This window comes from Sphingomonas colocasiae (assembly GCF_019880585.1).
GTDB classification, from domain to species: Bacteria; Pseudomonadota; Alphaproteobacteria; order Sphingomonadales; family Sphingomonadaceae; genus Sphingobium_A; species Sphingobium_A colocasiae.
In genome coordinates, this window is record NZ_JAINVV010000008.1 from 279,505 (window position 1) to 304,675 (window position 25,171).

The window sequence follows — 25,171 nt, forward strand, 5'->3', positions numbered from 1 at the left end:
AGATCAGACTGTTTCCGCTCGACTTTCAAAACCCCTGTGGCGGCTAGCGGGCGATCCGTGGATCGCGATGCCGAATGGGGAAGCCCGTAAAGGCCTTGCTCTGCTTCATCAGGACATGGGAGGTAATCTTGTCGATGCCGAGCGGCGAAGCGAGCAGATGGTCCGACAGCGCGCGCCACCCCTGGATATCGGGCACCGCGATCTTGAGCAGATAATCGAAGGACCCGCTCAGTTCGAGCACTTCGACGATGTCGTCGATCCGGGCGACCGCCTGTTCGAACCGGCCGAAATCCTCGGGATGGTGGCTCTTCAGCGTCACTTCCGCCAGCACGATGATGGTGGGCGCGATCCGTTCGGCCGCCACGCGCGCGTGATAGCCGATGATGACACCCGATTTCTCGAGCGCGCGTACCCTGGCCAGGCATGCGCTGGGCGACAGGTTGACCGCTTCGGACAGCGCCTGATTGGTGATGCGTCCGTCGCGCTGCAGGCGGTCCAGGATGGCGAGATCGATTCGATCCAAAAGATTCTGCTGCACGGCCGTCCTTCCGATGGGGCTTCAATCCTCGCACTAGCGCGGCTCGCGAACAAGAAGCTGCGTTCCTGACACTGTTTCACCGCAGAAATTGCGGCGATCTGACCGGCCTTCCGTCACCCCTTCGCCGACGGCAGCGCTAGAGCGTTTCCACGATAAGCGGAAACGCCCTTGTCTTTCGCGGTCGCATTTTCCGGGCCGTTGGCCGTCAACGGTCAAACTTGAAAATGCTCCAAGGCTGTCCGATCGAAATTTGAGGGGAGACAGTGCCGGCATGCTCGTCCGGATCGCGACCATCGAGGATAGCGACGCATTGCTGGCGCTCGCCCGCAAGGGCGGCGCGGGGCTGACCAACCTGCCGCCCGATCGCGACGCGCTCGCCGCGCGCGTTCGGGCCAGCACCGAAGCCATCGCCGACCCCGAAGCACCCGGCCCGATCGTGCTTGTCCTGTCGGACGGCGCGGACCTGATCGGCTGCGGCATGGTGTTTCCGCGCGTCGGCGTCGACTGGCCATTCTACAGCTATCGCATCAGCCGGACGAACCAGCGATCGGCGGTGACCGGCCGGCGCGTCTCGTTCCGCATGCTGACGCTGACCAACGATCTCGACGGCCATGCCGAGGTCGGCGGGTTGCTCGTCGATCCCGCCTTCCAGGGCCGCGCCGCCGGTGCCTTGATGTCGCGCAGCCGCTATCTCTTCATCGCCGGGCATCGCGCACGCTTCGGGGAAAAGGTGATCGCAGATCTGCGCGGCGTCCATATCGACGGACATTCCCCCTTCTGGGATGCGGTGGGCCGCCGCTTCTACGACATGCCGTTCGAGGAGGCCGACCGGCTCAACGCGCTGACCGGCAACCAGATGATCGCCGATATGGGGCCGCGCCATCCGATCCACGCCAATCTGCTGAGCGACGAGGCTCAGGCAGCGATCGGGCAGCCGCATGCCGATGGCCGGCGCGCGCGCGACCTGCTGCTGGCGGAGGGATTTCGCGAGGATGGCTATATCGACATTTTCGATGCCGGGCCCACGCTGATCGCCGAGATCGACGGGCTCGCGTCGATCCGGTCGAGCAGAGTCGACCGGATCGACGCCATCGAGCCATGCGGCGCCGATGGCGTCGACAGCCTGATCGCCGCGCATGAAGGCGGCGATTTCCGCGTGATGCGCGCGCCGGTGCTGCGCGGCGCATCGGGCATCGCGATCGCGCCGGAGACGGCGGCGGCGCTCAAGCTGGGCAAGGGCGACATGGCACGGCATACGCGTTTCTGAAGCGCATCCGGCCCATCGACAGGAAGGACATCAAATCAATGCAGGTGCGTGAGATCAATTTCGACGGGCTGGTGGGTCCTCTCCACAATTATGCGGGACTCTCGCTCGGCAATGTCGCGAGCGCGAGCAACGCCGGGGACACGTCGCATCCGCGTGCCGCCGCGCTTCAGGGCCTGGCCAAGATGCGGACATTGCTCGATCGCGGCCTGGCCCAGGGCTTCCTGCCGCCGCTGCGCCGCCCCGCGATCGGGGCGCTGCGCGGCCTGGGCTTCGCGGGCGCCGACCATCACGTGTTGCGCCAGGCGGCCGATGCGGATCCCGTGCTGTTCAACAATGCCTGTTCGGCATCGTCGATGTGGACCGCCAATGCCGCGACCGTGATCGCCGCGGCCGATGCGCGCGACGGCCGTGTCCACCTCGTCACCGCCAATCTCGATACGATGCTGCACCGCAGCCTGGAGGCCGCCGAGACCTTCGCCAATCTCCGCCGCGTCTTTGCCGACGAACGGCATTTCGCGGTGCATGCGCCGCTGGCGCCGGGCCGGCATCTGAGCGACGAGGGCGCGGCCAATCACATGCGCATCGCCCCGCATCACGGGGCGGCCGGGCTCAACATCTTCGTCCATGGCGAGGAGCGCGGCGGACGTTTTCCCGAACGCCAGTGTCGGCGCGCGGGCGAAGCGGTCGCGCGGCTGGCTGGGCTGAACGAAGACGGCGCCTTGCATATCCGCCAGTCGGCGGCGGCGATCGCGGCGGGCGCATTCCACAACGACGTCGTCGCCGTCGCGAACGAGACCGTCCTTCTCGCCCACCCCCAGGCCTTCGACGAGGATGCGCGGGCCTTCGCGCGCATCGCCGAACTCATGCCCGACGCGCATCTGATCGCGGTGGAGGGCGTGTCGCTCGACTCGGCGGTGCGCAGCTATCTGTTCAATTCGCAGCTCGTCACGCTCGAACCCGGCGTGATGGCGCTTGTCCTGCCTTCCGAAGTCGATCGCGACCCCGATGTGAAGGCGGCGATCGACCGGCTGGTCGCCGCAAACAATCCGATCGCGGAAGCGATCATCGTCGATGTCCGCGAAAGCATGCGCAACGGCGGCGGCCCCGCCTGTCTGCGGCTGCGCGTGCCGGCGAGCGAGGCCGCCATCGCCGGGATCGATCCCGCCTTCCTGCTCGACGAACGACGCTGGGACGCGCTGGCGCGGCTGGTCGAGAGCTGGTGGCCCGAGACCATCGCGCCGCACGACCTTCGCGATCCCGACCTTTGGTCGGCGGTGGCGGCGGCGCACGACGCGCTCGACTCCCATCTGGCGAAGGGATGATCAGCTCAGATCGCGACCGGCGCCAGCGCCGCACGGCGCGAAAGCGCGCCATGCGCTGCCAGCACCAGCGCAGCGCATAGGGGCGGCACGGCGACGGCGAAGAAGATCCGGTCGATCGGATAGCCGGCCGCCAGCAGGGCTCCGCCCGCCATCGGCCCCACGATCGATCCGATCCGGCCGACCGCCAGCGCCGCGCCGATGCCGGTCGAGCGCAGGGCGGTGGGATATTGCCCCGTCGTGAAGGCGCTGAGCCCGGTCTGCGTACCGACCGAGAAGACACCCGCGACGAACACGCTCACGATCAGCGGCGTCATCGCGACCCCGCTCAATCCGATCGCGACGATGCTGAGCGCACCCGACAGAAAGGCCCCGATCAGCACCGGATAGGGGCTGTAGCGATCGATCAGCCAGCCGAGCACCACGCCGCCCAATGCGCCGCCCAGATTGAGCGCCATCGCGGCGGCGATGCCGGTATCGAGCGAAAGCCCGCGATCCTTGATGATCAGCGGCAGCCAGCTCATCAGGAAATAGATCACCAACAGGCTCATGAAGAAGGCGATCCACAGCATCGCCGTCGGCCCGGCGCGGCGATCGCTGAACAAGGATGCCAGCGAGGCGCGCGTCGCGGCCGGTTCGTCGGCGAAGAAGGTGCAGCCCGGCTGCGCCGCCGCCGGCACGATCGCCCGCATGACGCGCGAAAGCGCGGCTTCATGCCCCGCCCCCGCGCGCAGCAGGAAACGCGGGGATTCGGGCAGGGCGGCGATCAGCACGGGCACCAGCGCCAGCGGCGCGAGCCCGCCGGCGATGAACACCGAATGCCAGCCAAAGGCCGCGATCAGATGCATGCTGAGATAGCCGCCGAGCACGGCGCCGAGCGGGAAGCCGCCGAAGACGAGCGCGACCATGGTCGCGCGTATCCGCCGGGGTGCGAATTCGGCGGTGATCGCCATGATGTTGGGAATGGCGCCGCCAAGCCCGAAGCCGGCAAGGAAGCGCAGCCCCAGCAGCATCCACCAGCTCTGCGCCGCCGCGGTGGCGAGCGTGAGCGCGCCGAAGCACAAGGTGGAGAGGATGATGACCCGGCGTCGCCCGAACCGATCCGAAAGCATGCTGAAGATGAGCTGGCCGAGCATCAGCCCGGCAAGGCCGGCGCTGAAGATCGGGCCGAAACTCTTGCCGTCCACGCCCCAGTCCTCGGCGATGACCGGGGTCACGAAGGCGATCGACTGGGTATCGAATCCGTCGAGCATCGCGACGAACGCGCAGAGCAGGAAGACGCGGAACTGCAATCCGCCGATCGGCGCGTCGTCGATGGCGCGCGCGATATCCAGCCTTGTATCGGCCATCGGCCCGTCCTCCCTCATGGCGCCTTCAGCAATGTCGCGATCGGCAGAACCTCGCCATCCCTGACCACGGTATCGACCTTCATGAGATCGCGGATATCGGCGAGCGGATCGCCGTCGATCACCACCAGATCGGCGAGCTTGCCCGGTTCGATGCTACCCAGTTGCGCATCGGCGCCCAGGATGCGCGCGCCCTCGATCGTCGCCGAACGCAGCGCCTTTTCCGCGCCAAAGGCCTGGGCGAAATGCATCACCTCCGCGATCTCGCCGAAACCATAGCTGACGGTGCCGCCGTCGGTGCCGGCGCCGATGACGATGCCCCGGTCGCTGAAGGTCTTGAGCGTAGCCAGTTCGTCGCGCGCCGCCTCCGACGCGCGGTCGCCATGCGTCTTTTCGAAATAGCCCATCGCGCGTTTGTAGGCGGCGATATAGCGGGGCGGGAATGCCTTGAGCTGGGGCAGATCGAGCAATCCGGGCAGCTTGCGCATCTGATAGGTGAAGCTGGTTCCCGGCAGCCGCCCGCCCGAGGTGGGGCTGATATACATGCCCGACGACGCCATGAGCTGCACGACATCCTCATAGGCGCGATTGTGCATCGAGATGCGATCGGCGAACTGCATGCGATCGCGCGTGCCCATATGTTCGATCGCATCGACGCCGAAGGTCGCGGCGGGATACAGCTCGTGCGAGGCGACCATCAGCCCGTTGCGGTGCGCGAAATCGACGATGCGGCGCTGCACCTCGTGCGTCATCGTCTCATAGGTCTTGATGAAATCGTAATCGAGCGTCAGCGCGCGCCGCAGCTCCATGTCGAGCTGCGCGTCGGGCCCGACGCCGACATTCATCCAGTAATAGAGGCGGTCGCCCTCCAGGATCACCGAATAGAATTGGCGCGGGCCGAGGCGGCGGCCGCTGGCCCAGGCCTCACGCCGCTCGAGCGCCTCATAGGGTTCCGCCCCCGGCTCGCGGACCGAGGTGACGCCGAACGACAGCCAGGTCCGCCCGGGCGTCTCGCCGTCGCTGACGAAATGATGGATATGCGTCTGGACCAGGCCGGGAATGACGGTCTTGCCCGCCGCATCGACGATGCGCGCGCCCGGCCAGTCGGCGCGGCGCGGCACGATCTCCGTGATCCGGTTGTCGTCGACGACGATATCGACGTCGCGGCGATAACCCGAGCCGACCGCGTCGAACACGCGCCCGGCGCGGATGACGGTGCGCTGCGGCTCCGTCTTCCGGCTCCAGCTCAGATCGAACGGGATATCCTCGATCGCGCCGTCGACGAGCGAGATGCGCTTGAAGGCGGTGCCGTCGAGATAGACGATCGATCGCGAATCCCCGGTCCAGCTCGGATAACTCGCGTCGCCGCGCGTCATCTGCACCGGCGCTTCGACCATGTCGCCGCGCGCATCGACCGCGACTGTCCACAGCACGCCCTGGTGCAGATAGGCGATGCTGGCGCCATCGGGCGACCAGGCGGGCGCGGTCTGGCTGCGCGTGGAGACCGAGCGGCTCCTGTCCGGCGTCGAGAAGCGTGTCGCGCCGGTCGCGAGGTCGATCGTCATGAATTCGTTGTGGCCCTTGCGGAACCTTTTGCCCGGCGTGCGCAGTGCCAGCGTCACGATCGACTTGCCGTCGGGCGACCAGGTCGGCGTGGAGGGCAGGAACAGGCCGTCATGAACCTTGCGAAGTGCGCCCGTCGCGGCATCGACGATGTTGAGACGCGCCGCGTGCCAGTCATTGGCGTCGCGCATGAACACCGCGATGCTCTTGCCGTCCGGAGACCAGGCGGGCTGCATCAGATCGTCCGTCGTTTCGGTGAGCCGGTGTTCCTTGCCCGTCGCGACATCGCGCAGATAGAGATCGGTCGTCCCGACGCCCCGGCGATCGGACAGATAGGCGATCGTCCGGCCGTCCGGCGACCAGGCCGGATCGACGTCGAGATAGGCGTCGTCGGTCAGCTTGCGCGGTTTGGGGTTGCCGATGTCGAGCTGCCACAGATCGCCCAGCGCGGTGAAGAGGATCGCCTTGCCGTCGGGCGACACGCGCGGACGCATGATGCCCTTCACCGGGCGTGGCCCGGTCGAATCCAGATCGAAACGGCGCTTGGGATAGTCGGGGCGCGACACCACGTCGAAGCGCGCGCGGAAGGGCACGACCGAGGCGTCGCCGCCGATGCGGCGGATCTTGATCCGTCCGTCCGCCGCATAGGCGAGCCGATCGCCGTCGATCCAGGACGCGCCGGTCGGGAACAGATCCTCCCGGCCATCGTCGCCGCGCGTCGCCGTGCCGGTCGCGACATCGACGATCTGGAGCGTGCTCTCGGCGCGATCCTCATTGTAGCGATTGACCGCGATGCGGCGGCCATCCGCGCTCCAGCGCGGCAAAGCGAGATCGTCGCCCTCCACCATCAGCAGCGTACGCGCCTGGCCGCCGGTCTCGACCACCAGACTCTGCCCACGGCCGGCGGCGGCGATATAGGCGATGCTGCGGCCATCGGGCGATGCGTCGGGATAATATTCCTCGCGCGCGGCATCGCTCGACGCCGCGCTGTATCTGGCGATCGCGCCGGTCGCCACATCGACGCGCCAGATGTCGAAGCTGTCGGCGCGATCCGATCCGAACAGGATCGCGCGGCCATCGGCGCTCCAGCGCGGTTCGCGATCGTCGCTGGCGCCGAAGGTGAGCTGGCGCTGGTCGCTGCCGTCGGGACGGCTGATCCAGATGTGCCAGCCGCCGTTCCGGTAATATTGATAGGCGAGCCATTTGCCGTCCGGCGACCAGGCGGCGAAGCGCGCCTCGTCCATCACCGGCGTGATCGGCCGCGCGGTGCCGCCCTTGAACGGCAGCACCCAGATCCGCCCTTGCAGATCGATCGCCACGGCGGAACGATCGGGCGAGATGGCAGCCGCGAAATTGGTGCCTTCGCGAACCTCGAAGGAAACCGGCCGCGCCATCGCGGGGCAGGCCATGGTCGCGACCAGGCCGAGCAGCAGCATCCTGACTGTCTTGCGCATCATCATTCCCTCAGCGCGGCCCGGCCAGCAGCCGGTCGAGCGTGTAGAGTTCACCGTCCTTCACGACGGCCGAGACATTGACGAGATCGGTGATGCGGGCGAGCGGATCGCCCGACAGGATCACCATGTCCGCCAGCTTGCCTGGCTCGATCGAGCCGAGCAGATCCTCGACATGGTTCAGCCTGGCGGATTCGATCGTCGCCTGGCGGATCGCCTGCGCCGGCGTCAGCCCGGCCTCGACATAATAGCAAAGCTCTCCGAACACGCCGAAACCGATATTGTAGAAGGCGGTGTCGGTGCCCGTCGGGATCGGTACGCCCGCCGCGATCAGCGTGCGCAACGGAGCGGTCGATGCCGCGAGCAGCTTCGCATCGAGCGCCGGCTTGCCCGGCACGACCGCGCCGGCGATCTGCCGCGAATTGCGGAAACGTTCGGGCAGCAGCCGCATCTGGGGAAGGTCGAGCATCGAGCGGCCCGCCTGCTGGAGATAATAGCCGCCGGTTCGCATCGATCCGCCGATCGCGGTGGGCACCACCGCCATGCCCGACTGGGCGTAGATCTGCGCGACATCCTTGTAGATGTTGCCGAGCGCCGATTGCCGGTCTCCGATCGACGCGCGGTCGCGCGCGGTGAGATGCTCGACGGCGTCGGCACCGAAGCGCGCCGCCGGATAGGCGTCGTGCGACGTCACCGGAATGCCCAGATCGTGCGCGAACTGGATGGTGCGCTTGAGCAGGGGCGCGTCGAGCTGCTCATAGGTCTTGATGAAATCGACGTCGAAGCGCGCGGCGCGATCGAGTTCGAGTTCGAGCGCGGCGGGCGAACGCACCGGATAGGACATGGGATAATAGATCCGCCCGCCCTCGATCAGCCCGGTGGTGAACAGCCGCGGCCCAAGTCGGCGCCCGCTCGCCCAGGCTTCCTTGGATTCGCGCCCCTCGCTCGGCTCGGTGCCCGGCTCGCGGATCGCGGTGATGCCGTAGGAAAGCGCGACACGGCCGGTGATCTCGCCGTTGATGATGAAATTATGGATATGGTTCTCGAACAGGCCGGGGATCACCGTCTTGTCCGACGCGTCGACGATCTCGGCATCGTCCCAGCGCGCACGGCGGGGAACGATCTCCTTGATGACATTGTCCTCGACCAGGATATCGACATCGGTGCGATAGGTGTTCGCCACCGCATCGAACAGGCGGCCGGCGCGGATCACCTTGCGCCCCTTGACGCGGCGCGGCGTCCAGTTGAGCCTCAGCGGAATCTCTTCGATCGATCCGTCGTCGACGTTCAGCCGCCTCAACTTGTCCACCGAGGTGAAGACGATCGACTTCGAATCCCCGGTCCAGCTCGGATAATCGGCGACATCGTCGGTCAGCCGGCGCGGCGTGCCCAGAAAGCCGCCATCGGGTCCGGTCGCGACCGACCATAGCATGCCATCCTGCACAAATGCCGCCTGGCGGCCATCGGGCGACCAGGTGATGCCGTTGGCGGAGCGGATGCCGAGCGCGACGCCCGGCATGGGGCTGACGAAACGCGCCGGCGATCCGTCGAGCGGCACCAGCCGCACCTCGTTCAACCCCTTGCGATAGCGTTTGGAGATATAGTCGAGCGCGACCGAGGCGATCGCGCTGCCATCGGGCAGCCAACGCGGTCCGCTGGGCTTGAACTGCGGATCGTCGAGCTTGCGCAATTGCCGCGTCGCGAGATCGAGGACATGGAGCGTATTGGCATGCCAATCGCCATGATCGAGCATGGTGACCGCCAGGCTCTTGCCGTCCGGGGAGAAGGCGGGCGCGGTCAGGCTCTCCGCCGTATCGGTCAGCCGCTCCTCGCGCCCCGTCGTCATGTCGCGCAGCCAGACGTCCATCGTGCCCGTACCGCGCCGGTCCGACACGAAGGCGAGCTTCGATCCGTCGGGCGACCAGGCGGGATCGATATCGACCCAGGGATCGTCGGTCAGCCTTTCGGGTTCGGCCTTGCCGACCGTCAGCAGCCAGATGTCGCCCAGCGCGACAAAGGCGATATGGCGGCCATCGGGCGAGACGACGGGCGCCATGATGCCCTTGGCCGGCTGCGCCGCCGCCGATCGGAGATCCTGGCGCTTGAACCGGTAGGGGGCGGGACGGTCGACCGTGAATTGCGCGGTGAAGGGAATGTCGCGCGTCCGCGCGTCGCGGCGCAGGCGGATCTTGCCGTCGGCGCTGTAGAAGAGCTGCCCATCCGGCGCCCATTGCGGCCGGCCGACAAACACATCCTCCAGCGCGCCGCTGCCGCGCGCCACCTTGCCCGTCGCGGGATCGACGAGATTGAGCGCGGTCAGGCCGGCGTCGCGCCCCTCATAGATCTCGCGATATTCGACATAGGCGAGCCGGTCGCCCGCGTCGTTCCAGTTCGGGCCGACCAGTTCGTCCTTCGAGGACAGGATCACCCGATCCTGGCCGTTCTCGCGCACGATCAGGCTGCGACCGTCCTTGCCGGCAGAAACGAACGCCAGCCGCCCGCTCTTCGAGATGGCGGGGAAATATTCCTCGGCCGATGATGTCGTGACCTGTTCGGGCGCGCCGCCATCCAGCCCGACACGCCAGATGTCGAAATTGCCGGCGCGATCCGAACTGAACAGGATCGACCGGCCATCGGGCGACCAGACGGGCTCGCGATCGTCGGCGGCGCCATTGGTGAGCTGGCGCAGGCCGGTGCCGTCGCGCGCCATGACAAAGATCCGCCATTGCCCGGCCGAGAAGTGCTGGAAGGCGATCCATCGGCCGTCGGGCGACCAAGCGGGCAAGCGTGCCTCGTCGGGCAAGTCGATCGCCTGGCGCGCGGCCCCGCCGGCGGCGGGCAGAATGCGGAGTTCGCCCTGCAGATCGATGACGATATGCTTGCCGTCGGGGGACAGGGCGGCGGCGAAGTTCGTGCCTTCATCGACCGAGAATTGCCGCGTTTCGGCGAATGCGGGGCCTCCCGCCAGCGCCGTCACGCTCATCGACAAAGCGAGCCACTTCTTCACCTGCACCTCCACACCCCGGTTTTTCTTTTTTGGGGCCGGGCGCGATCCGCGCCCGGCCAGATCCGCATTCGTTCAGTAGCGGAACCGCAACGTCGCACCGTAGGTACGCGGCGGCTGGAACTGCGCATAGCCGTCGAGCGTCGGCACTTCGGAGATCGTGTTGATGTTCAGCCGGTCGGTGACGTTCTTGCCCCAGAATTCGAGCGACCATTTGTCGTCGGGTGTGGAGAAGGACAGCCCCAGATCCAGATTCTTGAGATTGGGGATCTGATCGACCGGCGAATTGAGGATCGAAGAATAGAAATTGGAGCTGTAGGTATATTCGGCGCGCCCGGTGATCCGCAGCCTGTCCCCCACATCCACCGCATAGGTGGTGCCGATCGAGAATTTATGTTTGGGCGCGCGCGGCAGGCGGTTGCCGCGCAGGTTCGTCGTGCCGCTGATCAGTTCCTTGATGTTGGAATCGGTATAGGCATAGGTGCCGTAGAGATTCCAACCTTCCACCGGAACCGCGTTGATCTCGAGTTCCGCGCCCTTGATCGCGACCTTGCCGGCATTGCCGGTGACGCCGAAGGGCGGGAAGTTGGGATCGACCTGGCGGATCACCGTGACCTGCAGATCGGTATAGTCGGTGTAGAAGAGCGAGGCGTTGAAGCGCAGCCTGCGATCCAGCCATTCGGTCTTGAGGCCGACTTCGTAATTCCACGCGAATTCGGGATCGAAGGGTTCCATCGCGCTCAGCCGCTCGACTTCGGTGTCGCTGAAGCCGCCGCTCTTGAAGCCGCGCGAGACCGAGGCGTAGACGAACTTGGTCGGCGTCGCCTGGAAGTTGACCGAGAAAGCGGGGGTGAGCGCGCTCCACGCCGCGCGGCCGGGCGCGGTGAAGCCGGGCACGATCACGCCGCCGTCACGATAGGGCGTATAGTTGTTGCCGCCGGCGACGACGATGTGATCCTTTTCGTCGCGGCTCCAGCGCAGGCCGCCCCGCAGCTTCAGCCGGTCGGTCACTTCCCAGGCGAGATTGGCGAAGGCCGCATAGGAATCGGTGGTGTTGCTGGCGTCGAAGCGGCGGCGGCCCTGCGAATTGAAGCGCAGGAAGCGATAATCGGTGATGTTGGTCGTATCGACCTTCTCGTGGAAATAATAGATGCCGACGACCGAACTCAGCCGGTCCGAGATATCGCTGGCGAGCCGGAGTTCCTGCGAAAACTGCTTCGAATCGGTGTCATCCTCCTGGATGAACAGGGTGTGGTGATATTGGTTGCGGTTGGGATCGGTCAGTTCCGCGACGAACAGCCCGGTGGTGTTGGCGCGCGTGCGCAGCTTCGATTCACGGTAAGCGGTGATCGACGCGATCTCGCCCATCGGCGAGTCGAAGCGCGCGTTCAGGCTGACGCCGCCATTGCGGATCCGGTTGAAGCCGTCATCGGTGTGATTGCGGCCGCGCCGCGGATCTTCGTTCGCCTTGCCGATCGAGTTCGGTCCCTCGCGCAGCAGGTGCCACCAGTTGCCGGTGCCGTTGAGCCGCGAATAATCGGCGTTCAACTGGATATCGACGCCCTCGCCCGGCTGGAAGCGCAGCGCGCCGCGCACCGCGTTCGAATGCTCCGTCTCGATGTCCCTGCCCGTCGTCTCGTTGAAGGCATAGCCGCCATGATTGCGCGACGAGAAGGACAGTCCGGCGGCGACGCCCTCCGACAGCGGACCGCTGACCGCGAAGCTGCCGTCGATCTTGTCGTAATTGCCGACGGTCAGCGCGGCCTGGGCGCGGAATGTGTCGTCGGGCTTGCGCGTGAAATAGGAAAGCGCGCCGCCGACGACGTTGCGGCCGAACAACGTGCCCTGCGGCCCGCGCAGGATCTCGACGCGATCGATATCGACGAAGTCGGTGCTCGTCATCGACGGGCGCCCCATATAGACCTCGTCGACGAAGACGCCGACGGCCGCGTCACGCGCCGAACCCGCAGCGGTGCCGCCGATGCCGCGAATGAAATAGCGCGGCTGGCCGGGCGAGAAGGTGTCGACGTTCAGGCTGGGCGTGCGCGCCGCCAGATCCTTGACCGTCTCGATATTGGAGCGGGTGAGGCTGTCACCGGTGAAGGCGGTCAGCGACAGCGGCACGGTCTGCAGATTGTCGCGCGTCTTCTGCGCGGTGACGACGATCTCCTCCAGCCCGCTCGCCTCTTCGGCGGGCTGTGGCTCGGTCTGCGCGAACGCCGGCATGGTCAGTCCGGACGCCGCCAGCAGGCCGATCATGAATCTGCTACCCTTTTTCATCGCGAAGCTCCCTTATCCCTGTGGTTTCTTGTTTGAAATGGCGGTCACCACGGCATTCGCCCGGTTCCCGTCCAGGCCCAGCAGGCGCCGCGCCGTCGCGCAGTCCGCCAGATGGCTGCCCATGTCCTCGACGATCCGCCGCGCCTTCACGACCAGCGCGGCATTCGACGGGGCGAGGACACCCCGATCGAGATAGACAGTATCCTCCAGCCCGATGCGGGCATGCCCGCCGGCCAGCACCGATTGCGCGACCATCGGAAAGGCCGCGCGGCCGATGCCGAACCCCGCCCAGGGCGATCCGGCCGGCAGCAGCCCCGCCGCGTACAGCGTGGTCGCAGCGCCCGGCTGAAAGCCGTAGCGCACGCCCGTCACGATGGAGCACAAGGGCGCGGGATCGAGCGTCCCGTCCCGAACGAGATCATGCAGCAGCGCGATATCGCCCGAATCGAACAGCTCGATCTCCGGCTTCACGCCCGCCTCGCGGATCACCGCCGCCATCCGCCGGACATTGCCCGGCGTGTTGATCACCACCGCCGCGCCCGAATTCATCGTGTTGAGATCGAGCGTGCAGATGTCCGGCCGCAGCAGCGCGATATGTTCGACGCGCGCCTCCGGCGGCAGCAAGGTCGTACCCGCGGCCGCGACGCGCGGTTCGTCCTGCGAGGGCACGAAACGCCCGCCCGGCCCCGTCGTCAGGTTGATGATCAGATCCGGCCGGGCATCGCGGATGCGATCGACGGTTTCGCAATAATGCGCGATCTCCATAGACGGCATCCCCGTTTCGGGGTGGCGGACATGGATATGCGCGACGGCTGCTCCGGCATCGGCAGCCTCGATCGCGGCGGTCGCGATCTGGAGAGGCGTGATCGGCAGATGCGGCGTCTGTTCGGGCGTCGTCAGATTGCCCGTGATCGCGCAGGTGAGGATGACGGGATCGTTGATCGGGAACATCGCCGATCCCCCTAGAGCGCCCGCCCGCCATCGACCTGGACGATGTGCCCGGTCGAGTAGCGGAGGTGTGTGGCGCAGGCGAGGATCGCGTCGGCGATGTCGTGCGGGGTGGCGATGCGGCCGAGCGGCGTGCTCGCTTCCACCCGCGCGTTGAAATCGGCGCCACGCCCAGGCACGAACGCGGTATCGACGACGCCCGGCGAAACCGCGAGCACGCGGATTTCGGGCGCCAGCGCGCGCGCCAGCGCCTTGGTCATCACGTCGATACCCGCCTTCGCCGCGCAATAGGCGATGTTCGATCCCACCGCGGTGAACGCAGCGATCGACGAGATCGAGACGACCAGGCCGTCGCCCGATGCCTTGAGCAGCGGCGCGAACGCACGGATCGTGGCGAACTGGGCGCGCCAGTTCACGCGGAAGATATCGTCGATCAGCGCATCGTCGAGCGCGTCGAGATCGGCATGGGCGACGGGTTTTGTGAAACCGGCGGCGTTGACCAGGATGCTCAGGCTTTCACAATCGATTGCAAGACTGTCCCGCAATTGGGTGAGCGAGCCGTGATCGAGGATGTCCGCGGTGGCGACGCGATGCCCGGAGCCCGGCAGCCCGGCCAAAGTCGCCTGCATCCGCGCGCGATCCCCCTCACCCTCGCGATCGACGAGGATGATCCGCGCGCCCATGCCGGCAAGCGCCCCGGCGGTCGCCGCGCCGATCGCGCCGTTGCCGCCGATGATCACCGCCGTCCTGCCCTGAAGTCCCATCGCCATCGCGCCGTCCTCAATCGATCGGGGGATGCGGAAGCCGCGATTCCCCCGCATGCATGGTGAATGTCCGCATCAGGCTGAAGCGCGCGCCGTCCCCGTCTCCGGACCGTTCATAGGTGCCCACCAGATTGTCGTTCACGCCGAACACGACATCGCTGCCCAGATGTTCGTCGTCCTGGACGAAGATCTGCGTGATCAGCGTCCGATATCCGGACTTCCAGGCCAGGAAATGGATATGCGCCGGGCGGAACGGATGCCGCCCCTGACGCTCGAGCAGCCGCCCTACCGGCCCATGCGTCGGCACCGGATATCCGGCGGGCATGACGCTCTCGAACGCGAAGACGCCGTCACCGTCGGTGCGGAACTTGCCGCGCAGGTTCATCTCCGCCTGCTCGGCATCCTGATTCTCGTACAGGCCGCAGGGCGACGCCTGCCACACATCGACCTCGACATCGGGGATCGGCCGCCCGTCGATATCGACGAGCCGCCCGGCGACCGACAAGGGCTGCCCCGGCGTGGCCGAACGGACGATCGACCCGCCATTGGGCGTCACCGGCGAATGCATCCGCCAGAACGGCCCCAGCAACGCCTCGTCGCCCGCCCGCTCCTCCTCGCCATGGCAGGCGAGCGTGGTCAGGCCGAACACATCGGCAAGCAGGATCGCCTCGTTATGCGTGGCGGTCGTCGCCTGGCCCACCGCGTTGAGAAAAGCGAGGCCGATATCGAGTTCGTCGCGGGTCAGCCCGGTCTCGCGGATGAAATCGTGGAGATGGACGGTGATCGCCTGGGAAATGCCGCGCAGGCGCGCATCGCCGGTCCCTGCCAGCGCGCGCAGCACCGCATCGGTCACCACATGCGGCCGCGATACAGGCTGATCCAGTGCAATCCGTTCGGGCAATGCCCCGCCTCCCTTGGCCCCGGCCGCGCGCTCGGCGGCCATCACGTAATTTTCTTATCTTCCGAGTGCGCCATTCGACCGAATGACACGGACGCCAGGACGCCTCGGACAAGAATGACTTTACAATCGATTGCAGAAGATGCAAACGAAAAATGCAATATGCGCTTTCTCCAGTGCAATCGCGTGGCCGGCCCGATCGGAAACACTGCGATTTCTGGCTGAAATTCGGGGATGCGCGATCACCGGGCGCGAAACTGGACGGAATGAAGGAGACGAGCTTTATGACAACCGATTGCAGCCAGTCGCGCAGGCTGCGCCTCTTGAGCAAGGCGGAAAGCGTCGAAGGCCTGTCTCCGGTGATCGAGAACGGCGCGCCCCGGCGCGACAATGACAGCCAGATCGTCGTTGAAGTGGCCTGCGCCGCCGTCAATCCCAGCGACGTCAAGGCCGCGATCGGCATGATGCCCTATGCCGTCTGGCCCCGCACGCCGGGGCGCGATTTCGCGGGACGGATCGTCGATGGTCCGCGCGATCTGATCGGCGCGGAAGTCTGGGGATCAAGCGGCGATCTCGGCATCCGCCGCGACGGATCGCATGCCACGCATCTCGTCCTCGACGGCGACTGCGTCGCCCGCAAGCCCGAGAATATCTCACTGATCGAGGCGGGCGCCGCCGGCGTGCCCTTCGTCACCGCCTGGGAAGGCCTGAAACGCGCCGGCCTGCCGGTGCGAGGCGAATCGGTGGTGATCCTGGGCGCCAATGGCAAGGTCGGCCAGGCGGCCATGCAGATGGTAACGATGCTCGGCGCGCGCGCGATCGGCGTCACGCGGCGCGACGAGGGCTATATCGGCCACGCCAATGCCGAGGTGGAGATGATCGATTCGAGCGCCGTCGATGTCGGTGCCGCGATCCGCGACCTGACCGACGGACAGGGTGCCTCGCTGATCTACAACACCGTCGGCAGTCCCTATATGCAGGCCGCCGCCGACGGGCTCGCACGGCGCGGGCGCCAGATCCTGATCGGCACGATCGATCGTGTCGTGCCCTTCGACATCCTGCAATTCTATCGCGGCCAGCATCAGTATCTGGGGATCGACACGCTGGCGCTCGACACGCGCGCGACGGTGGCCTGCCTGACCGAGCTCGCCCCGCATTTCGAATCGGGCAAGCTCCGCCCCTTCGCGGTGAAGCCGGACGGCATGCACAGCCTGGAGGAAGCCGCGATCGCCTATGCCAAGGTGATGCGATCGGATCGCGAGCGCGTGGTGATCGTGCCGCGATGAGCGGCGCGATGCATGTTACGCGCTTTGCCGAGGCGCGCGAATATCAGGCGCCGGGCCATGTCGCGATGCGCTGCCTGCGCATCCAGGGCAAGGATGCGGGGCCTTCGCGCGCCATGTGGTTCGCCATTTCGACGATCGAGCCGGGCGGCGGCATATCCGCCAGCACATCGCCGCTGGAAAAAGTCTATGTCGTGCTCGAAGGCAGCGTGGAAATGACCAGCCGGGGGGAAAGCGTGACGCTCGATCGATGGGATTCCTGCCGGATCGCACCGGGCGCGGATCGCGCCGTCGCCAATCGTTCGGCGCTGCCCGCGACGATCCTGCTCGCGATGGAGAATGACGGCGCGGCGGAGCAGCCCGCATGACGCGGCTCGACATCGTCATCTTCGCCGGCGCCTCCAACTGGCCGCTGTGGATCGCGCAGCATCATGGCCTGTTCGCGATGCGGGGGCTCGACGTCCGGCTGTCGATCACGCCCGGATCGGCGCAGATGGCGCGCGACCTGTTCGACGGCACAGCACAGATCGCGCTGACCGCGTTCGACAATGTTATCGCCTATGCCGAAGGCCATGGCGCGGTTTCACTGCCTGAAACGCCCGATTTCTTTGCCTTTGCCGGCTTCGACAACGGCCTGCTCAGTCTGGTCGGCGCGGCGGGCTTCGACGGGATCGAGGCGTTGCGCGGCCAAACCATCGCGGTCGACGCGCTGACCACCGGCTTCGCCTTCGTGCTGCGCGCGCTACTGGCGGATGCGGGGCTGGGCATGGACGATTATCGCCTGGAAGCGGTGGGTGGCGGCGCGCAACGGCTGGAGGCGCTGATCGCGGGCCGGCAGGCTGCGACATTGCTCAACAGTCCACTCGATATGATCGCAGCCGAAGCGGGCTGCACGCCGCTTCGCCGCGCACGCGACGTGATCGGCCCCTATCAAGGGATCGTCGGCGCCGCACGGCGCGGATGGGCGCAGGCCAACCCGTCGATCCTGGCCGCCTTCGTCCACGCCATGCACGATGCGCTGGCCTGGCTCGCCGATCCGGCGAACCGCGACGATGCCGTGCGGCTGTTGCGAGAGAAGATGCCCCGGCTCGATGCGCGACTTGCGGACAGGGCCTATGAAATGCTGGTCCACTCGCCCGATGCGCTGACGCGCTCGCTGGAGATCGACCGCGCGGGCGCCGAAGCGGTGCTCGATCTGCGCAGGCGGCATGGCGGGCAGGCGATCGCGGCGGCCGATTCAGGGGTCTTTATCGACCAAACGATCCGCGATTCGGTTTTGACCTAGGGATAACGCCCCTTTGTCATTCCCGCGCACGCGGGAATGACAAAGGATAGATCGAACTACCGAATCCGACCTCAGCCGGCACCACGCTGCTGGTTGCGCAGCCGCGACTGCGCGCGCGGCGGAGCGGTCGATCCCCGGACGATCAGCGCGGGCGCGAGCACGACGTTGCGGGTCGAACTTTCGCCGCCGGTGAGTTGCTGCAACAGCAGATCCGCCGCCGCACGGCCGATTTCGCGATGACTGATGCGCACGGTGGTGAGCGGCGGCGCGACCATGTCGACCAGGGGCATGTCGTTATGGCCGACGATCGAGAGATCGCCCGGCACCGACAGGCCGCGCTCCGCCGCCACGTCATAGGCGCCCAGCGCCAGCAGATCGTTCGCGGCGACGATCGCGGTGATGCCCGGCGCCGCGTCGAGCAGCCGACGCGCCGCCTTCGCCCCTTCCTCTCGATTATAGGCGGCTGCGGCCTCGCAGGGATAATCGCCGGCGGGCAGACCGTGAACCTCCAGCGCGTCGTAAAAGCCCTTGCGCCGCAGAAACCCGGTCGAGATCGTTTCCGGCCCCGCGAGATGGCCGATCCGCGCATGGCCGAGCTCGACGAGATGATCGACCGCCAATTGCATGCCCAGCGCGTCGTCCGACACCACCGCTGAAATGCGCCGGCGTTCCTCCGCGCGGTTCACGAGCACCGCCGGCAAATGCTGATCCAGGCAGAAATCGACGACGGGATCATCGCGGCTGACGGTCGCGAGGATGAAACCGTCGATGCGCCGCGCAACGAGCTGGTTCGCGAGTTCCAGATGCCGCGCCGGATTGGTGCCGACATCGGCGACGACGATCGAATAGCCGTCTGACGCCAGTCGGTCGCTCGCGCCGCTCAGGATCGGCGAGAAGACGGTATTGGCGATATCGGGAACGAGTGCGCCGATCAGGTGCGAGCGCCCGGTCCGCAGCCCGGCGGCCAGCAGATTGGGCCGATATCCCAGCGCATTGGCGGCGGCGAGCACGCGATCGACCACTTCGGGCACGACCATCGATCGGGTGGCGGGGTTGAGCGCGCGCGACACCGTCGATGCGTGCACGCCCGCGGCCTCCGCCACCTGCTTCAGGGTAATCGCGCGGACCTGCCCTGTCCTTTTCGCCATCCCATAACCTCCCGCCGGCTCAGGCGCGTCGCCGCGAGGCCGGTGTTTCCGAATAACAACGAGTTTTGAATATTGACAGACTCCATGCTTCTCTGCAATCGATTGCGAGAACGGACTCCGACGAGTCCCATGGTCGAATTGCGAGTGGAGAACGGGTGATGGAGAAGAGCTATGTACGCGGCACCTGGCAAAAGACGCGGGCCTTCTCACCGGCGGTGATCACGCGCGGCGGCGCCACGATCTGGCTGGCCGGCCATACTGGGCAGAAGGACGATGCCGGCAACGTGCTGGCGGGCGATTTCGACGCGCAGGTCCACCAGACCTTCCGCAATCTGGAAGCGACGCTCGCCGAGGCGGGCGGAACGCTGAAGGATATCGTGACGATGACGGTGTTCCTCGTCGATGTGCGCCACACGACGCGCATGACCGAATTGCGCACCGAGATTTTCGGCAGCGATTTTCCCGCAAGCGCCGCGATCACCGTCACCGGCTTCGCCGATCCGGCGATGCTGATCGAGATCCAGGCCGTGGCGGTGATCGACGACGCGGATTGAACGCGACCGACAGGAAAGGATGACTTCGATGATATCGCGCACGCTCCTGACGATCGCGTCCTGCCTGGCATCGACGGCCGCGTTCGCCGCAGGCCCGCCCAAGCCCGTCGATCCGGCGACCTATGGCATGGATCCGGTGACGGGCCGCTTCATCCACCCCGAAGCCGCGCCGTCCACCACCTATGCCGGCCCCAATCCGGTGAAGGGCAGCCTCGATCACCTCGAGCAGAAGGACTATATCAAGAACATGAAGGTGCTGGGGCATTGGGACATCATCGTCCGCCCCGGCCATACCTGGCAGCATTTCGTCGACATGAATGGCCGGCGCTACATGTTCCATTATTACCGGCAATATGTGCGCGTCTACGACGTCACCGACCCGACGAACCTGAAGACCGTGCTCAACAAGGAATATAAGGACGGTTCCTGGTTCGGCGCCGCGTCGATCGCGTACAACAAGAAGCTCGGCAAATGGATCATGATCCAGACCTTCGAGGTGCCTCGCTCCAAGGGCGGCCTGGACGACAAGAAATACAGCGATCCCAGCGTCATCAACCATGTGCTCGAAGCGCCCGGCCTGCGCGGCTTCCGCGTCTATGAGTTGAAGAGCCCGACCGAATGGGTGCTGCTGGCCGAACGGAGCATGGACGTGCTCAATCCCTCGGCGGTCGTGCAGCAGGGCGGCGGGGGTTACGACGTGCCCAATTATGACGGCGGCAAATACGCCTATATGCTGGGCGCGCCGGACAACACCTTCACGCATATGGAGTTTTCCAACCAGCTCTATTCGCCGGCGCAGATGATCTACGACATGGAGGATCCGGCGAACCCCAGGCTGGTCTCGACTTGGTGGGTGCCGGGCCAGCGGCTGGGCGAGGAAGAGGCCTATCGCAAATGGCCGACGGCGGGCGACCAGACCTCCTGGACCGGCGGGCGCCTGCCGATGGAAGTGCCCGTCTCCCCCGAAAAGGGCGGCAAATATGCCTATACCGCGATGGGCAGCCTGGGCTTCTATGTCCTCGACATCGCCGATCCCGCACATCCGAAGACCGTGAGTTCGTTGCAGCTCGCCAAGGGCGCCGGCGGCGTCGAGGGCGATCATGTCGACGCCTCGCGCGTCACCCGGCGCGGCATCGTGCTGACCGGCGGCTATCCGATGAACGAGGATTGCTACGAGCCGTGGAAGGACGTGAACATCATCGACGTCAAGGATCCGGCGCACCCCAAGGTGCTGAGCGTGCTGCCGCGCCCGATGCCGCCCAAGGACGCGCCCTACAAGGATTTCTGCCTGCGTCGCGGCAAGTTCGGCCCGAAACGGGCGTCGCCGTCCTATTCGCCGGGCCAGCCCGACGCCAACATCGCCATCTATCCCTATTTCAACGCGGGCGTGCAGGTGTTCGATATCTCCGACGCGACGAAGCCGAAGAATGTCGGCTATTACGTCCCGCCGATGGGCGGCAAGTTCGGCGATCTCAATTCCTACAATTCGCCGGTCGAAAGCATCCATGTCGAATGGGATCGCAAGCTGATCTGGGCGTTCACCACCGCCGGCATCTACCTGTTGTCGTCCGACGCGCTGGGCAAGCCCATCCTCACGCCGAAGGGGCACTGAGCGATGGCGGCGAGCGCAGGATTACATGCACGGACGACGGACGAGGTGTTCAGCCGCCTGAAGCTGCGCCACCTGAACCTGCTGGTCGAGGTCGCCGCGCGCGGCAATATCGTCCATGCCGCATCGTCGCTGAACGTCGCTCAGCCCGCCGCCACCAAGATCATCCGCAATCTGGAGGCGGCGCTGGGGCGGCGCCTGTTCCAGCGGATCGCGCACGGCGTGGTCCCGACCCATTATGGCGAAGTGGTGGTGCGGCGCGCACGGCGCATCTTGGGCGAGGTCCACCATACCGGCGAGGAATTGCAGGCACTCTCGCAAGGCATGACCGGCCATGTCACCGTCGGCACCCTGCTCGCGGCGGCGCCAAGCCTGTTGCCGCACGGCATCGTCGCCCTGAAGCGCGAACGCCCCGAGATCAGTTTTTCGCTGGTCGAGGACAGTCATGAGACGCTGATGGCGATGCTGCGCCTGGGCGATCTCGACTGCGTCGTCGGCTATCTTTCCGGTCGCGCGCCCGATGCCGGGCTGGTTCAGGAGATACTCTGCCACGAGCCCGTCGCGATCACCGTCCGGCGCGATCATCCGCTGGCGGGCAAGCCGGTGGTGACGCTCGGCGATCTCCAGGCGCAGCAATGGATCATGCCGCCCGCCGAGACCGCGCTGCGCCGCCAGCTCGAATTCTGCTTCCGCAAAGCCGGCCGAGCATTGCCGCGGGAAGCGGTCGAATCGATTTCGATCCTTGCCAATTTCTCGATGCTCAAGGCGAGCGACATGGTGGCGGCGCTGCCCTGCAACGTCGTCGATACCCAGCCCGACCTGTGCCGCCTGCCGATCGATTTCGTGATCGGATCCGGCGCGATCGGCGTCACCCGCCGCGCCGAGGCGGACATCACGCCCGCGGCCGATCATTTCCTGCACCTGCTGAAACGCGTGGCGCGTGAGCGTGAGGATCGCACGCGCCACTGAACAGCAGCGGCGTTTCAGAAACGCCGCTGAACGCCGACCATGAAGGTCCGGGGTTCGCCCGGCGTGGTCCGCGTCAATGAGGCCGTCGGGAAATAGCGCTCGTTGAAGATGTTGCGGATATTGGCCTGCACCGACCAGTCGTCGAACTTGTAGTAAAGCGCGCCATCGACCAGCGTGTAGCCGTCGAGATAGAAGGGCAGCGCGGTCTTCGTCGCCGTGCTCGCCGGGCGATTGCTCTCATGGTGCACGCCCAGGCCCGCACCGAGGTTGGCAAGCGGGCCGCTCTGGATCGTATAGCGCGCCCATAGATTGGCAATGTGCTGCGGCACGCTCGACAGCCGCGCGCCGACGAGCAGGCGGCTGTCGGCCGTCACCTTGGCATCGAGATAGGTATAAGCGGCGGTCAGTTCGACCCCGGCCAGCGGGCGCCACGCCCCCTCCAGTTCGATGCCGCGCGTGCGCTGCTCGCCCGTCAGCACATAGGTGTTCGGCGGCGCCGTCGGTGAAAGATCGGCGGTGGCGACATTGGCGCGCGTCAACTGGAACACAGTCGCCATGCCCGAAAGCGTGCCGTCGGCGCGCGCGACCTTGATGCCGCCTTCGTAATTCACGCCCCGCTCGGGCGGAAGCGTCGATCCGTCGGAGGCCTTGTAGGTGCCCTGCGGCATGAACGACTTGGCATAGTTGACGTAGAGCGACACGCTGTCGCTCAGCGCCAGCGTCGCGCCGGCGCGCGGGCTGAACGCGCTGTCGCTGACCTCCGGATTGGGGACGCCGTTATTGGCGATCCGGCTGATCGCCTTGTCCCAGCGGCCGCCGAGCGTGACCGTCAGCAGCTCGCCGAGCTTGATGTGATCCTGCAGATAGAAGCCGCGCTGCTTGGTGAGCGAGGAATAGCTCGTCTTCGCCACGGCGGGATTGGGCGCACTGACGGTGCCGTAGACCGGATTGTAGAGATCGAGCCAATAGGGGCCGGGATCGAACAGGTTGGTGTCGTCGGCCGAGCGGCGCCCATAATCGAAGCCGGCGAGCACATAATGGCCGAGCGGACCGGTATCGAACTTCAGGCTGACATTGGTGTCGACACGGAAATAGGTGCCGTTCTGATCGTAGGGACCGTAATAGAAACGGCCGATCTGGCGATAGTCCGGCGATATGCTGCTGACGAACAGCCAATTGTCCCAGCTATTGTGGAAATCCTGGTAGCGCAGCGATTGATGGATCGCGATCGCGTCGCTGAACTTGTGATCGAACACATAGCCCAGATTCCAATAGTCGTTTTTCTGGACCGCCGGATATTCGCCGTCGTTGATCGACAGCTTGATCGAGATCGGGCCGTTGGGATTGGGCAGCGCGGTGCCATAGGCCGTGGTCGGCGACCAGGGATTGATATTGTCGTCGACATAGCGGCCGAGCAGGGTCAGCGTCGTGTCCGGCGTCGGCTGCCAGGTCAGCGCGGGCGCGATGAAGATGCGGCGCTGGCCGGAATGATGGACGAAGAAATCCTGGTCGCGATAGACCGCGCTCAACCGGGCGAGCAACTGCCCGTCGCCGGTGAGCGGCGCGTTCGCATCCATGCGCAATTCGAACATGTCATAGGATCCGCCGGTCAGCGCGACATCGAGAAACGCATCGTTCTGCGGCCGCTTGCTGACGAGATTGACGATGCCGGACAGCGGCCCCTGTCCGAACAGGCCGGACGCCGGCCCCTTCACCACCTCGACGCGTTCGAGCCCGGTCAGTTCGGACGTGCCATAGCCGGTATCGTCGAGCAGGCCGTCGAGATAGGTGGCGCCCGACGAGGCGTTGAAGCCACGGATATTGAAACCGTCGAAGAAGCCATAGGTGTTGTTCCGCGATACGCCGGCGACGTTGTAGAGCGCATCGCCCAGCCGGAGCACACCCTGATCCGACAGCGTCTGCTGCGAGATGACCGAGATCGCCTGCGAATTTTCGAGCGGCGGAATGTCCGCCTTGGCTGCCATCGGCGTTTCGCGGATCGCGACGCCGGTCACGATGATCGGATCCTCCGCCTTGTCCTTGTCGTCCTCGGCGGCGAACGCCGCCTGCGCAAACGTCAATGAAACGACCGCGATGGTCGCCGCCGAAGAGATCGCAATTTTCCGCATGTCAGCCCCTGTTCTGATGACGCGGGCGTCGATATTGCGAATCATATTCATTAGCAAGTGCGCTGAAGCAATTTGGTGAAATGCGCAGACCGGCATGCGGGGGGCTTTGCCGACGCCCCCGCACATCCTTCAATCAGCGTGTGAAGCTGAGCGTGGAGACATGGACGATCGACGCCATATCCTTGCCGGCGATCCGGGCAGCGCCATTCTCCTGATGCGACGCGGCCAATATGTAGCGGCCGGCCCCCAGCGCGGGCACGGTGATCCGGCCCTGCGCATCGCTCTTGAGCTCGCGCTGCGCGCGATCGGGCGCGATGACGTTGACCGAAATATCGGGCACCGGCTTGCCCCGGAAGATCACCGCCAGCGTATCGCCATGCGCTTCAACCGGCACGATCTCCAGATCGAGCGCGGCATGCGTCTCGGCACGGCCGGCGCGCGCATAGAAGATCGCGCCCTGCTTGCCCTGTTTGCCGTCCCAGGGATCGAACACGGCATCGTCGCGCACACGGACGTCGCCGGGCGCGGTGACCGCCGCCTCGATATGATCGGCCCTGCGATCGAGCGCGACGGGCTCACGCGATCCGTCGGCCAGCACGACCGGCGCACGCAGGCGATGGAATTCGGGATCGCCGGTCGCGGGCACAGGCTCGGCGGGTTCGCCCAGATAGATACGCGCGGGGCCGTCACCGTCGCGCTCCACCCACACCTCATGCGCCGATGCCGGCATCGACGACAGCGCGGCGACCGCCGCCAGCCACAAACGGGTCTTCATGATCATCTCCTTCTTGCTGAACTTCGACAGCGCCATGGAGC

General features: G+C 66.1%; 19 protein-coding genes. 8 read left to right on the forward strand and 11 right to left on the reverse strand.

Annotated elements, in window-relative coordinates:
* Positions 1 to 43: 43 nt before the first annotated feature.
* Positions 44 to 523, reverse strand: coding sequence for an Lrp/AsnC family transcriptional regulator (locus K7G82_RS17020; protein ID WP_222991110.1), 480 nt, complete (start codon positions 521 to 523; stop codon positions 44 to 46).
* Positions 524 to 809: 286 nt separating this feature from the next.
* Here K7G82_RS17020 and K7G82_RS17025 point away from each other — a divergent pair, with 286 nt between their 5' ends.
* The gene (locus K7G82_RS17025; protein WP_222991111.1) at positions 810 to 1,805 is read left to right on the forward strand and encodes an arginine N-succinyltransferase; all 996 of its coding nucleotides are present in this window, start codon (positions 810 to 812) and stop codon (positions 1,803 to 1,805) included.
* A gap of 38 nt (positions 1,806 to 1,843) precedes the next feature.
* The gene (locus tag K7G82_RS17030) at positions 1,844 to 3,127 is read left to right on the forward strand and encodes an N-succinylarginine dihydrolase (protein ID WP_222991112.1); all 1,284 of its coding nucleotides are present in this window, start codon (positions 1,844 to 1,846) and stop codon (positions 3,125 to 3,127) included.
* Positions 3,128 to 3,132: 5 nt separating this feature from the next.
* On the opposite strand, the gene K7G82_RS17035 is transcribed toward K7G82_RS17030, so the two are convergent.
* The 7 genes from K7G82_RS17035 to K7G82_RS17065 all read right to left on the reverse strand — a co-directional run bounded on the left by K7G82_RS17035 (position 3,133) and on the right by K7G82_RS17065 (position 15,423).
* Complete coding sequence (locus K7G82_RS17035) at positions 3,133 to 4,473, reverse strand: MFS transporter (RefSeq protein ID WP_222991113.1); 1,341 nt, start codon at positions 4,471 to 4,473, stop codon at positions 3,133 to 3,135.
* 14 nt (positions 4,474 to 4,487) lie between these two features.
* Positions 4,488 to 7,487 carry an amidohydrolase family protein gene (locus K7G82_RS17040; RefSeq protein ID WP_246623637.1) on the reverse strand — a complete coding sequence of 1,000 codons (3,000 nt, stop codon included), beginning with the start codon at positions 7,485 to 7,487 and terminating at the stop codon, positions 4,488 to 4,490.
* 10 nt (positions 7,488 to 7,497) lie between these two features.
* A complete protein-coding gene (locus K7G82_RS30230) occupies positions 7,498 to 10,491 on the reverse strand; it encodes an amidohydrolase family protein (RefSeq protein WP_222991115.1) in 2,994 nt (997 codons plus the stop codon).
* Positions 10,492 to 10,563: 72 nt separating this feature from the next.
* A complete protein-coding gene (locus tag K7G82_RS17050) occupies positions 10,564 to 12,768 on the reverse strand; it encodes a TonB-dependent receptor (RefSeq protein WP_222991116.1) in 2,205 nt (734 codons plus the stop codon).
* A 12-nt stretch (positions 12,769 to 12,780) separates the two neighbouring features.
* Positions 12,781 to 13,719: a beta-keto acid cleavage family enzyme gene (locus K7G82_RS17055; protein ID WP_246623638.1), complete on the reverse strand. Its 939-nt coding sequence runs from the start codon at positions 13,717 to 13,719 to the stop codon at positions 12,781 to 12,783.
* Positions 13,720 to 13,730: 11 nt separating this feature from the next.
* Positions 13,731 to 14,486: an SDR family NAD(P)-dependent oxidoreductase gene (locus K7G82_RS17060; protein ID WP_222991117.1), complete on the reverse strand. Its 756-nt coding sequence runs from the start codon at positions 14,484 to 14,486 to the stop codon at positions 13,731 to 13,733.
* A 10-nt stretch (positions 14,487 to 14,496) separates the two neighbouring features.
* A complete protein-coding gene (locus K7G82_RS17065) occupies positions 14,497 to 15,423 on the reverse strand; it encodes a dioxygenase family protein (protein WP_222991118.1) in 927 nt (308 codons plus the stop codon).
* Between the two features lie 239 nt (positions 15,424 to 15,662).
* Between K7G82_RS17065 and K7G82_RS17070 the strand changes: the two genes are divergently transcribed.
* The 3 genes from K7G82_RS17070 to K7G82_RS17080 are packed head-to-tail and all read left to right on the forward strand — an operon-like array spanning position 15,663 to position 17,946.
* Complete coding sequence (locus tag K7G82_RS17070) at positions 15,663 to 16,664, forward strand: quinone oxidoreductase family protein (RefSeq protein ID WP_222991119.1); 1,002 nt, start codon at positions 15,663 to 15,665, stop codon at positions 16,662 to 16,664.
* Positions 16,665 to 16,672: 8 nt separating this feature from the next.
* Positions 16,673 to 17,029 (forward strand): cupin domain-containing protein, encoded by a 357-nt coding sequence (locus K7G82_RS17075; RefSeq protein WP_222991120.1) that lies wholly within the window; start codon positions 16,673 to 16,675, stop codon positions 17,027 to 17,029.
* Positions 17,026 to 17,946 carry an ABC transporter substrate-binding protein gene (locus K7G82_RS17080; RefSeq protein ID WP_222991121.1) on the forward strand — a complete coding sequence of 307 codons (921 nt, stop codon included), beginning with the start codon at positions 17,026 to 17,028 and terminating at the stop codon, positions 17,944 to 17,946. Before K7G82_RS17075 ends, K7G82_RS17080 begins: the two co-directional genes overlap by 4 nt.
* 71 nt (positions 17,947 to 18,017) lie before the next feature.
* Here the strand turns inward: K7G82_RS17080 and K7G82_RS17085 are convergent, their stop codons facing one another.
* On the reverse strand, positions 18,018 to 19,094 hold the full coding sequence (locus tag K7G82_RS17085) for a LacI family DNA-binding transcriptional regulator (protein WP_222991122.1): 1,077 nt from the start codon (positions 19,092 to 19,094) through the stop codon (positions 18,018 to 18,020).
* A gap of 158 nt (positions 19,095 to 19,252) precedes the next feature.
* Here K7G82_RS17085 and K7G82_RS17090 point away from each other — a divergent pair, with 158 nt between their 5' ends.
* From K7G82_RS17090 to K7G82_RS17100, 3 genes are read left to right on the forward strand one after another with little or no spacing between them, the layout of a single operon-like run.
* Positions 19,253 to 19,648 carry a RidA family protein gene (locus K7G82_RS17090; protein WP_222991123.1) on the forward strand — a complete coding sequence of 132 codons (396 nt, stop codon included), beginning with the start codon at positions 19,253 to 19,255 and terminating at the stop codon, positions 19,646 to 19,648.
* Positions 19,649 to 19,676: 28 nt separating this feature from the next.
* On the forward strand, positions 19,677 to 21,260 hold the full coding sequence (locus tag K7G82_RS17095; RefSeq protein ID WP_222991124.1) for an LVIVD repeat-containing protein: 1,584 nt from the start codon (positions 19,677 to 19,679) through the stop codon (positions 21,258 to 21,260).
* Positions 21,261 to 21,263: 3 nt separating this feature from the next.
* Entirely contained in the window at positions 21,264 to 22,226 is a 963-nt protein-coding gene (locus K7G82_RS17100; protein WP_222991125.1) for a LysR substrate-binding domain-containing protein, read from the forward strand.
* 14 nt (positions 22,227 to 22,240) lie between these two features.
* On the opposite strand, the gene K7G82_RS17105 is transcribed toward K7G82_RS17100, so the two are convergent.
* Both K7G82_RS17105 and K7G82_RS17110 read right to left on the reverse strand, forming a co-directional pair.
* A complete protein-coding gene (locus K7G82_RS17105) occupies positions 22,241 to 24,355 on the reverse strand; it encodes a TonB-dependent siderophore receptor (RefSeq protein WP_222991126.1) in 2,115 nt (704 codons plus the stop codon).
* Positions 24,356 to 24,488: 133 nt separating this feature from the next.
* The gene (locus K7G82_RS17110) at positions 24,489 to 25,130 is read right to left on the reverse strand and encodes a DUF4198 domain-containing protein (protein ID WP_222991127.1); all 642 of its coding nucleotides are present in this window, start codon (positions 25,128 to 25,130) and stop codon (positions 24,489 to 24,491) included.
* Positions 25,131 to 25,171 lie beyond the last annotated feature (41 nt).